Genomic DNA, 11,110 nt, shown 5'->3' on the forward strand with positions numbered 1-11,110 from the left:
CCTCTCGTCCCCAGGAAGCACCATGCAGACCGCAGAGATCCGCCGCCGTTGGCTCCAGTACTTCGGTGACCGAGGCCACACCGTCGTCCCGTCCGCCTCGCTCGTCTCGGACGACCCGTCGCTGCTGTTCACCGTCGCGGGCATGGTGCCGTTCATCCCGTACCTGACCGGTCTGGTCCCGGCGCCCTACCCGCGGGCGACCAGCGTGCAGAAGTGCATCCGCACGAACGACATCGAAGAGGTCGGCAAGACCCCGCGGCACGGCACGTTCTTCCAGATGAACGGCAACTTCTCGTTCGGGGACTACTTCAAGGAACAGGCGATCCAGTACGCCTGGGAGTTCCTCACGGGCGCCGAGTCCGACGGTGGGCTCGGCTTCTCGCCCGACGACCTGTGGGTCACGGTGTACGAGGACGACGACGAGGCGATCGCCTTCTGGAAGCAGCACTCGTCGTTGCCCGACGAGCGCATCCAGCGCCTCGGCAAGGACACGAACTACTGGTCGACGGGGCAGCCCGGCCCGGCCGGCCCCTGCTCGGAGATCTTCTTCGACCGCGGGCCCGCCTACGGCATCGACGGTGGTCCGGCGACCGACGACGACCGCTACGTCGAGATCTGGAACCTCGTGTTCATGCAGTACCAGATCGCCGACGTCCGTTCGAAGTACGACTTCGAGATCACCGGCGAGCTGCCGAACAAGAACATCGACACCGGCATGGGGCTCGAGCGCGTCGCGTTCATCAAGCAGGGCGTCGACAACATGTACGAGATCGACCAGGTCCGTCCGGTGCTCGACGAAGCCGCCACGGTGTCCGGTCGGCAGTACGGCGCGGTGCACGAGGACGACGTCCGCATGCGCGTCATCGCCGACCACGTCCGCTCGTCGCTGATGCTCATCGCCGACGGTGTCTCGCCGTCGAACGAGGGCCGCGGCTACATCCTCCGTCGCCTGCTGCGCCGCACGGTTCGCGCCATGCGGCTGCTCGGTGTCGAGACGGCGACCTTCCCCCGGCTGTTCCCGGCGTCGCGCGACGCCATGCGCGACGCCTACCCCGAGGTCGCGTCCGACTACGACCGCATCGCGCGGATCGCCTACGCCGAAGAAGAGACCTTCCTGCGCACCCTGGCGCAGGGCACCACGATCCTCGACGTCGCGGTCGACCGCGCCAAGCAGGACAACCAGCCCGCGATCGGTGGCGACACCGCGTTCCTGCTGCACGACACGTTCGGGTTCCCCATCGACCTGACCATGGAGATGGCGGAAGAAGCCGGGGTCCACGTCGACCGTGGCGCGTTCGACACGCTCATGTCCGAGCAGCGCGCCCGTGCCAAGGCCGACGCCAAGAGCAAGAAGACGGCGCTGGCCGACCTCAGCGTCTACAGCGCGTTCCGTGCTGCGGGCGAGACGACCTTCCTGGGGTACGACCAGCTCCAGGCCGAGTCGAACGTGCTCGGCATCATCGTCGGCGGTGTCAGCGTCGACCGCGCGGTGGCCGGTGACATCGCCGAGGTGATCCTCAGCGAGACCGCGCTCTACGCCGAGTCCGGCGGGCAGGATGCCGACCAGGGCTCGATCGTCGGCAACGGCTTCGACCTCGAGGTGCTGGACGTCCAGCGTCCGGTGTCCGGTCTCTGGAGCCACACCGTCCAGGTCCGTTCGGGCGAGGTCGGTGTCGGGGACGCTGCCACCACGGTGGTCGACGCCGAGTACCGCCGCGGTGCGACCCAGGCCCACTCTGCAACGCACCTGGTCAACGCTGCGCTGCGGGACATCCTCGGCCCCGAGGCGCTGCAGGCCGGGTCCTACAACAAGGCCGGCTACATGCGCCTGGACTTCTCGTGGAGCCAGCCCATCTCGCTCGACACGCGCTCCGAGATCGAAGAGGTCGTCAACACGGCGATCCGCTCCGACCTGCCGGTGTCCACGCGGATCCTCCCGCTCGACCAGGCCAAGGAACTCGGCGCGCAGGCGCTCTTCGGTGAGAAGTACGGCGCCGAGGTCCGCATGGTCGACATCGGCGGCCCGTGGTCGCGCGAACTCTGCGGCGGCACGCACGTCGCCTCGAGCGCACAGGTGGGCCTGGTCAACCTGGTCGGTGAAGCCAGTGTCGGCTCGACGAACCGCCGCGTCGAGGCCCTGGTCGGCCTCGAGGGCTTCCGCGAGCTGGCGGTCGAGCGCACGATCGTCTCGCAGCTGTCGAGCGCGCTGAAGGCCCCGCGGAACGACCTGCCCGCGCGCGTGCAGTCCCTGATGGAGGACCTGCGCGTCGCACAGAAGCGCGTGGCCGAGTTCGAGTCGGCGAACCTGCAGCAGCGCGTGCCCGCCATCGCGCGTCTCGCGACGACGATCGGCAGCACCACGGTCGTCGCCGAGTCGGTCGACGGGCTGCAGTCCGCCGACGACCTGCGTGCGCTCGCGACCGGCGTGCGTGCCCAGCTCGGTGACGCTGCCGCCGTGGTCGTGCTCGGCGCGGTCGTCAACGGCAAGCCGGCGGTCATCGTCGCGACGAACGACGCCGCACGCGCTGCCGGCGTCAAGGCCGGTCCGCTCGCGAAGGAAGCCGCCGGGGTCCTGGGTGGCGGCGGTGGCGGCAAGCCCGACCTGGCCCAGGGTGGTGGGACGGACGCGGCGGCACTGCCGGCTGCGCTCGGTGCCGTCACCGCGCGGCTCGCGGGCTGACGGTGACCATGCGATCCGGGCGTCGCCTCGGCGTGGACGTCGGGCGCGCCCGGATCGGCGTCGCGGTGTGTGACCGCGACGGTCTGATCGCCACACCGGTCGAGACCGTCCGGCGCGACGGCAAGACCGACATCCGGCGCATCCTGGCGATCGCGGACGAGTACGACGCACTCGAGCTGGTGGTGGGGCTGCCGTTGTCGATGTCGGGGGGCGACACCGCGTCGACCACCGATGCCCGCGACTTCGCCGCACGTCTGGCCGCGCACCGGCCGGTGCGGCTCGTCGACGAGCGGATGTCGACGGTGACGGCCCAGCGTGGCCTGCACCAGGCCGGCCGGAACACGAAGAACTCCCGTGCCGTGATCGACCAAGCGGCCGCTGTTATCATTCTGCAACATGCGCTCGACCACGAGCGTTCGTCAGGTGCCCCTCCCGGGGCCACGCTCCCCGAGCAGGCTGCCCTCCCGTCATCACCGAAGTGACGGAGCCGCCGCGGAGTCCGCACCGAAGAGACCGAGGACCGTTGGCAGACGACCTGGACTGGAACGCGATCATCGCCTCCGGCAACGACGCCGAACGACAGGGCAAGCGCGCTGTCGACGGCAGATCCGACGACCACGACGACCGGTCCCCGACCACCCCGGCGGACGACGGAGCGGCCGTCCAGCCACTCTCCCGACGGGAGGCCCGTGCTCGGGCTGCAGCGTCGGCCCCGGTACCCGGGTCCACGGCGCAGGACAGCGCGGACCGTCCGGCCCGCACGGCACCGGCCAGTCCCGCTGACGCGCCCGTCGCCCGTTCCGCAGACGAGCTCCACCCCGAGGTGCACGCGCTCCTGCAGGAGGCGCCCGCCGGTGGCGGGCCGGCCGACGGCGGTGGCGCCGCGGGAGGCGGCGGACGTGGGCGCCGTGGCGGCGGCGGGGGATCCTCCCGACCGCCACGTGAGCCGCGCCGACGCTCGCGCGGCGGACTCATCGCCGGGATCGTCATCGTCGCCCTCGTGATCGCGGCCGGCGTCGGTGCGTACGCCTTCGCCGCGCCGAAGGTGCAGCAGGTCATCGGGGCCATCACCGGTGCACAGGAGTCGGACGACTACACCGGGTCGGGCACGTCGAAGGTGACGATCACGATCAAGCAGGGTGACATCGGCGAGGACGTCGCCAAGACCCTGCAGCGCAGCGGTGTCGTGAAGACCTCGACCGCGTTCTACAAGCTGCTGCTGACGTCGAGCGACGTGCAGTTCCAGCCCGGTTCGTACGCGCTCAAGAAGCACATGAGCTCCAAGGCCGCCCTCGCCGCACTGCAGGACAAGGCCAACAAGGTCACCGCCTCGATCGTCATCCCCGAGGGCACCGTGCTCAAGGACATCGAGGCCGGCATGGTCTCGAAGGCCGGGCTGTCCCAGGCGCAGGTCTCGGCGGCGGCCCAGGACGTTTCGGCGTACGGACTGCCGAGCGGTGTCACGTCGCTCGAGGGCTGGTTGTTCCCCGCCACGTACCCGATCAACCCGGGCTGGACGGCCAAGCAGTACTTCCAGTCGATGGTCGACACCATGAAGCAGCACCTGAAGGACGCCGGCGTCGCGGAAGCGGACCAGGAGCACGTCATCGTGTTCGCGTCGCTCGTGCAGAAGGAAGCCGGCCTGGCGGCGGACTACCCGAAGGTCGCGCGGGTGTTCCAGAACCGTCTCGACCAGGGCATGAAGCTGCAGTCGGACGCCACGGTGGCGTACGGCACCGGCAACACGCACCGGGTGACGACCACCGACGCCGAGCGCCAGGACGCGTCCAACAAGTACAACACCTACGTGCACGACGGGCTGCCCCCGGGGCCGATCTCGAACCCGGGCGACATCGCGATCAAGGCCGTGACCCAGCCGGCGACGGGCAACTGGCTGTACTTCGTGACGGTCGACCTGGAATCCGGGGAGACGGTGTTCTCGGACACCTACGCGCAGCACCAGGACGCCGTCAAGCAGTTCCAGGCCTGGCTCCGCGCGCACCCGTCCTACCAGTAGGCGGCCGCTCCTCCCACAGGCGTCGCACGCACGACGCCTGTGGGAGGATGGGACCATGCTTCGTTGGTTGACCGCAGGTGAGTCCCACGGACCCGAACTGATCGCGATGCTCGAGGGCCTGCCGGCCGGCGTCCCCGTGTCGTTCGAGTCCATCCGCACCGACCTCGCACGGCGCAAGCTCGGGTACGGTCGCGGCTCCCGCATGAAGTTCGAGCAGGACGAACTGCACGTGTCCGGCGGCGTCCGCCACGGTTACTCCTTGGGCAGCCCGATCGCGATCCGCATCGGCAACACCGAGTGGCCCAAGTGGGTCGAGGTGATGAACCCGGAGCCCGTCGAGGAGACAGAGCTGTCGCGCGGCCGCAGCGCCCCGCTGACCCGGCCCCGCCCGGGCCACGCCGACCTGGTCGGCATGCAGAAGTACGGCTTCGACGAGGCCCGTCCGATCCTCGAGCGTGCGTCGGCTCGCGAGACCGCCGCGCGCGTCGCCCTCGGCGCCGTCGCCAAGGCCTTCCTGGCCGAGCTCGGCATGCGGTCGGTCGCGCACACGCTGCAGGTCGGTACGGTCCGGGTTCCGGACGGCACGGCGCTGCCGCAGCCCGACGACGTCGACCGGCTCGACGAGGACCAGCTGCGGTGCTTCGACGCCGACACCTCGGCGCGCATGGTGACCGAGGTCGAAGCCGCCAAGAAGGACGGCGACACCCTGGGTGGTGTGGTCGAGGTCCTGTTCTACGGCGTCCCGCCCGGGCTCGGCTCGCACGTGCACTGGGACCGCCGTCTCGACGCGCGACTCGCGGCGGCGATCATGGGGATCCAGGCGATCAAGGGCGTCGAGGTCGGCGACGGCTTCCAGACCGCCGGTCGCCGGGGCTCCGAAGCGCACGACGAGCTGTACCGCGAGGACGGCGAGATCATCCGGACGAGCGACCGTGCGGGCGGGACCGAGGGCGGCATGTCGACCGGAACCGTGCTGCGCGTGCGCGCCGCGATGAAGCCGATCGCGACCATCCCGCACGCCCTGCACACCATCGACGTCGCCACCGGCGAAGACGCGTCGGCCCACCACCAGCGCTCGGACGTCTGCGCCGTGCCGGCGTCCGGCGTCGTCGCCGAGGCCATGGTCGCGCTCACGCTCGCCGACGCCGTGCTCGAGAAGTTCGGCGGAGACAACGTCGCCGAGACCAAGCGCAACCTCGAGTCCTACCTGGCATCGATCCCGGAGACCCTGCGCTCCCGTCGCACCGAGCCGGCAGCACACTCCACGGCCTGGTGAACGTCGCCGAACCGGCCGCCGCGCCCGTCTTGCTCATCGGACCGATGGGGGCGGGCAAGTCGACCGTCGGCAAGCGCGTCGCGCGGCGACTCGGTGTGCCGTTCACGGACACCGACCGCGTCATCGTGCGCGAGCACGGCCCGATCCCGGCGATCTTCGCCGGTCGCGGTGAACCCGCGTTCCGGGAGCTCGAGGCCGAGGCGGTGCGCAAGGCCCTGGCGACCGGTGGCGTGATCGCCGTCGGCGGGGGAGCGGTCACGCACGCCGCCACCCGGGACGCCCTGACCGGAGCACGCATCGTCCTGCTGACCGTCTCACCCGAGGCCGTCGCCGAGCGCATCAACGGATCCGACCGACCGCTGCTGGCGTCCGGTGGCATCGACGCCTGGCAGACCATCATGGACGAACGCGCCGCCACCTACGCAGCACTCGCGCACACCGTCGTGGACACCTCGCGGCGGCCGATGTCGCACGTCGTCGACGACGTCCTGCGCTGGCTGCAGTCCGCACACTGAACACCACGAGGAGCACCGTGACCGAGTCGACCCTGCCCGAGGGCACCACCGAGATCCGCGTCGGCGGCGACGACGGCTACGTCGTCGCGGTCGGCAACGGGCTGCTCGGCTCCGTGCCGGCGTTGCTCGGCCCGCGGGTCGCCAAGGTGCTCATCGTGCACGCTCCGACCCTCGGCGCGCGCGCCGAACAGCTGCGCGTGCTGCTGGTGGACGCCGGCCTCCAGGCGCTCATCGCCGAGGTCCCCGATGCCGAAGCGGCCAAGCGGGTCGAGGTCGCCGCGTTCTGCTGGCAGGTGATGGGGCAGTCGGACTTCACGCGCACCGACGCCGTCATCGGGCTCGGCGGCGGGGCCGTCACCGACCTGGCCGGCTTCGTCGCGGCGACCTGGCTGCGCGGGGTGCCGTACGTCGCGATCCCGACGAGCGTGCTCGGCATGGTGGACGCCAGCGTCGGCGGCAAGACCGGCATCAACACGAACGAGGGCAAGAACCTGGTCGGCGCCTTCTGGGCCCCCCGTGCGGTCGTCGCGGACCTGGATCTGGTCCGGTCGCTGCCGCGCAACGACGTGCTGACGGGCTTCGCCGAGATCGTCAAGGCCGGGTTCATCGCCGTGCCCGAGATCCTCGACGTCATCGAGGCCGACGTCGAGCGTGCGACGGACCCGACGACGCCGGAGTTCCGACGGGTCGTCGAGCTCGCGATCGAGCTCAAGGCCCAGGTGGTGTCGGATGACTTCACCGAGCAGGGCCGCCGCGAGGTCCTGAACTACGGGCACACCCTGGGGCACGCGATCGAGCACGCCGAGCGGTACCAGTGGCGGCACGGGGCGGCCGTGTCGGTGGGCATGGTCTTCGCCGCCGAGCTCGCCCGACTGACCGGGCACCTGGACGACGCGACCGTGGACCGGCACCGGGCGATCCTCGACTCGCTGTCGCTGCCCACGACGTACCCGCTCGGACGCTGGCAGTCGCTGCTGGCGACGATGCGCCGCGACAAGAAGGCCCGGGCCGGCATGCTGCGGTTCATCGTGCTCGACGGGGTCGGCAAGCCCGTGACGCTCGAGGGGCCCGAGGACCACCTGCTGTTCACCGCCTACCAGGAGGTCGGCGTCTAGCCCCTTCCTAGCGCAGCACCCGCAACGTCCGTCGCCACCACCACTTGACGCGCATCGACACGGTGATGATGTTCGTCCTGTCGAACTCGGTCCACTCCTCGGGGGTGGCCCCGTTCTGGAAGGCGGCTCGCTCGAACTCGTCGGTGGGCACGACCAGCGGTCTCCGGTTCAGCATGTGCGGTCTCCTTCTGCGAGGGGTGGTGGCGCGGGCTCGAGCACGATGCGATCAGCCAGCGTCTTGGCGAGTTCACGGTCGTCCTCCGGCGCCCACGGTAGGTTGTGGAGCTGGCGGAGCACAGTTCTCGAGATGTCGTACTCCGGACTTCCTGGTCGGACGTGAACAGCCCACGTGATCCGTGTCCACGCATGTGCGCGATCGTTCGATCGTCGGGACTGTCGGGCAGCGACCCAACTCATGAGCGCCGCGAAGACCGCGGCCGCAGCTGCGATGCACGCGGCGATCAGTGCTGTGTCCATGGGGGCCAGCCTGCCGCGGCGGTCGCGCCCACCTGCCGGGGCAGGGCCCGACTGTGGGTGACGAGCCGGGCCTCCCGGCCTGTGGAGGAGTCGTCTGCGGAAGCCCAGGCCAGGGGAGCATGCTGGACCGGTGCCCACTCCTCCCCGCCTGAGCGACCTCGGCGGCGGACAGGCCGTCGACGCAGGAACCCTCCGGACCCGCGCGCGCCGCTTCGCCGAACTGCTGTCCATCGCCCGCCGACACGGCCTCGTGCCCTTCCGCCGACTCGACTTCACGCGCGACCCGGAGACCTCCGACAAGCGTCGCAGCCAGGCCGAACACCTGCGGCTGGCGCTCGAGGAAGCCGGGGGCGGGTTCGTCAAGATGGGGCAGCTGCTGTCCACGCGGGACGACCTGCTTCCCGACGAGTGGACCGACGGTCTGGCCTCGTTGCAGGAAGGCGTCACGCCGGCCGACCCGGCCGAGGTCGCCGAACTCCTGGCCAACGAGCTGCACGCGCCCGTCGACGAGCTCTTCCAGTCCTTCGACACGACGCCCGTCGCCGCGGCGTCCATCGCGCAGGTCCACCGGGCACGGCTGCACGACGGCACGGCGGTCGCGGTCAAGGTGCAGCGTCCGGGCATCGACGACGCCGTCCGTCGTGACGTCGACATCGCGTTGCGGGTGGTCACGTTCATGGCGCGCACCTCGGCCGAGGCCCGACAGGTGGGCGTGCGGGACGTCGCGCAGCAGTACGCCGACGACCTGATCCGGCAGGTGGACTTCCGGTCCGAGCTGCGGAACCTCGAGACCCTGCGCGCGGCCCAGGAACGCAGTGCCCGTCCGGACGAGGTCCGGTTCCCCGGGTCCTACCCCGAGCTGTCCGGGCGTCGGGTGCTCGTGATGGAGTTCCTGGAGGGCGACACGCTGAGCGCGATCCGCGCGTCCCGGGCCGACCGCGACCTGGACGGACCGATGCGGGCCATCCTGCGGGCGTTCCTGCGGCAGGTCGTGTTCGACGGGATCTACCACGGCGACCTGCACCCGGGGAACGTCCTGCTGCTGCCCGACGGCCGACCCGCGCTCATCGACTTCGGTTCTGTGGGACGACTCGACCCGACCCTGCGCGACGTCGTGCAGGAGCTCGTCGCGGCCTACATCCAGAACGACACCACACGCATCGCGGACGCCGTGCTGCGCATGGCGCCGGTGCGACGCGCCGAGGACGAAGCCGACTTCCGCCGTGACATCGCACGGTTCGTCGCGGACGAGCTCGGCCCGGGCGCCCGCATCGGTGTGCAGACCGTCGACGACGCGGTCGAGGTGTTCGGCCGCTACCGCCTGAAGCCCCCGCCGGACTTCGTCGCCGCCGCCCGCGCACTGGCCATCTTCGAGGGCACGCTCCGCACGCTGCTGCCGTCGTTCGACCTGCTCGACGAGTCGCGCAACCTGGCGACCGAGCAGATCCGCGACCAGCTGCGGCCGAACGTCCTGGGGGGCATCGCCGCGCGCGAGCTGTTCGGCCTGGTGTCGACGGTGCGCCGTCTGCCACGACGAGTCGACCGCATCGGCGAAGCGATCGAGCAGAACCGCCTGTCGGTGAACATCCGACTGCTCGCCGACCAGCGCGACCGACGGACGGTCTCGGGCATGATCCGGCGGATCCTGCTCGTGCTGCTCGGCTCCGGCGCGGGGATCCTGTCGCTCGTCTACCTGACGATGCCGAGTCGTCCCACCGCGGTGCTCAGCACGGCGGCGGCGGGCGGACTGCTCGGCGGCGCGACGGTCGTGCTGCTCGGGTGGGCAGCGATCGACGCCTGGCGGGCTCGACGGCGCGACTGACACGGTCGGCTACACTCGTCCGGGGCCCCGGCGGCCGGCACACCTTCATTCCTCAACACGAATTGGACATCGACACCCATGGCCAGTACCACTGACATCAAGAACGGCGCAGTTCTCATCATCGAACGGCAGCTCTGGTCGGTCGTCGAGTTCCAGCACGTCAAGCCCGGCAAGGGTGGTGCGTTCGTCCGCACCAAGCTGAAGAACGTCGTCTCCGGCAAGGTCGTCGACCGCACCTTCAACGCCGGCGCCAAGATCGAGACCGCCACGGTGGACCGCCGCGACTACCAGTTCCTCTACGAGGACGGCGACTCGTACGTGTTCATGGACACCGACACCTACGACCAGATCCCGGTCCCCGCGACGGTCGTCGGCGACGCCAAGAACTTCCTGCTCGAGTCCGCGATGGTCACCATCGCGATGAACGAGGGCAACCCGCTGTACGTCGAGCTGCCGACGTCGATCGTCACCGAGATCGAGACCGAGCCGGGTCTGCAGGGCGACCGTTCGTCGGGTGGCACCAAGCCCGCGACGATCAAGGCGACCGGGTACCAGATCCAGGTCCCGCTGTACCTGGAGACCGACACCAAGGTGAAGATCGACACGCGTGACGGCAACTACCTGGGCCGCGTCAACGAATGAGCGCTCGCTCCAAGGCCCGCAAGCGCGCGCTCGACATGCTCTACGTGGCCGAGGTGCGTGAGCTGCCGATCGCCGACGTCCTGGCGACCGAGACGGTCCGCCACCTCGACCAGCCCGAGCGTGCGTCCAGCTGGGACTACGCCCGACAGGTCGTGACCGGAATCGACGAGGCCCGTGCCGAGATCGACGCCGTCATCGTGGACCACGCCCAGGGCTGGTCGATCCCGCGCATGCCGGTGCTCGACCGGTGCATCCTGCGCATGGGCGTGTGGGAGCTCCGGTTCAACGCCGAGGTCCCCGACGCCGTGGCGATCTCCGAGGCGGTCGAGCTGGCCCAGTCGCTGTCGACCGAAGAATCCGCCGGGTTCGTCAACGGCGTGCTCGGCGCCGTCGCGGGCGGGCGAGAGCGGGCCGGCGGCGAGCGCGGTGCAGCCGGCGGCGGGCGAGGTCCGGACGGCGGGCGAGGGCCCGCCGACGGCGAGCACGACACCGCCGCCGACGACGACCACGGACCGTCCGGTCGGACGGTCGCAGGAGACCCGGAGTCCCGCTAGGGTTGAGCACGT

10 protein-coding genes are annotated in these 11,110 nt (G+C 70.5%); 9 read left to right on the top strand and 1 reads right to left on the bottom strand.

Going from position 1 to position 11,110, the window contains the following annotated elements; genetic code table 11:
• Positions 1–22: 22 nt before the first annotated feature.
• The 6 genes from alaS to aroB are packed head-to-tail and all read left to right on the top strand — an operon-like array spanning position 23 to position 7,603.
• On the top strand, positions 23–2,680 hold the full coding sequence (gene alaS, locus ACLBWP_RS00490) for an alanine--tRNA ligase (RefSeq protein ID WP_447653620.1): 2,658 nt from the start codon (positions 23–25) through the stop codon (positions 2,678–2,680).
• An 8-nt stretch (positions 2,681–2,688) separates the two neighbouring features.
• A complete protein-coding gene (gene ruvX, locus ACLBWP_RS00495; protein WP_243562008.1) occupies positions 2,689–3,162 on the top strand; it encodes a Holliday junction resolvase RuvX in 474 nt (157 codons plus the stop codon).
• Positions 3,163–3,203: 41 nt separating this feature from the next.
• Positions 3,204–4,697, top strand: coding sequence for an endolytic transglycosylase MltG (gene mltG / locus ACLBWP_RS00500; protein WP_447653621.1), 1,494 nt, complete (start codon positions 3,204–3,206; stop codon positions 4,695–4,697).
• A 55-nt stretch (positions 4,698–4,752) separates the two neighbouring features.
• Complete coding sequence (gene aroC / locus ACLBWP_RS00505) at positions 4,753–5,973, top strand: chorismate synthase (protein ID WP_447653622.1); 1,221 nt, start codon at positions 4,753–4,755, stop codon at positions 5,971–5,973.
• Positions 5,967–6,488 carry a shikimate kinase gene (locus ACLBWP_RS00510; RefSeq protein ID WP_447654241.1) on the top strand — a complete coding sequence of 174 codons (522 nt, stop codon included), beginning with the start codon at positions 5,967–5,969 and terminating at the stop codon, positions 6,486–6,488. The genes aroC and ACLBWP_RS00510 overlap by 7 nt, the downstream gene beginning before the upstream one ends.
• 17 nt (positions 6,489–6,505) lie before the next feature.
• The gene (aroB, locus tag ACLBWP_RS00515; protein WP_447653623.1) at positions 6,506–7,603 is read left to right on the top strand and encodes a 3-dehydroquinate synthase; all 1,098 of its coding nucleotides are present in this window, start codon (positions 6,506–6,508) and stop codon (positions 7,601–7,603) included.
• 7 nt (positions 7,604–7,610) lie between these two features.
• Here aroB and ACLBWP_RS00520 read toward each other — a convergent pair whose 3' ends face one another.
• A complete protein-coding gene (locus ACLBWP_RS00520; protein WP_447653624.1) occupies positions 7,611–7,778 on the bottom strand; it encodes a hypothetical protein in 168 nt (55 codons plus the stop codon).
• Between the two features lie 432 nt (positions 7,779–8,210).
• Here ACLBWP_RS00520 and ACLBWP_RS00525 point away from each other — a divergent pair, with 432 nt between their 5' ends.
• From ACLBWP_RS00525 to nusB, 3 genes are all read left to right on the top strand, one after another.
• Entirely contained in the window at positions 8,211–9,902 is a 1,692-nt protein-coding gene (locus ACLBWP_RS00525) for an ABC1 kinase family protein (protein WP_447653625.1), read from the top strand.
• A 78-nt stretch (positions 9,903–9,980) separates the two neighbouring features.
• The gene (gene efp / locus ACLBWP_RS00530) at positions 9,981–10,544 is read left to right on the top strand and encodes an elongation factor P (RefSeq protein ID WP_243562015.1); all 564 of its coding nucleotides are present in this window, start codon (positions 9,981–9,983) and stop codon (positions 10,542–10,544) included.
• Positions 10,541–11,098, top strand: a complete 558-nt coding sequence (gene nusB / locus ACLBWP_RS00535; protein WP_447653626.1) for a transcription antitermination factor NusB — start codon at positions 10,541–10,543, stop codon at positions 11,096–11,098. Before efp ends, nusB begins: the two co-directional genes overlap by 4 nt.
• The last annotated feature ends 12 nt before the right edge of the window (positions 11,099–11,110 follow it).

Source organism: Microbacterium sp. M1A1_1b (assembly GCF_053345565.1).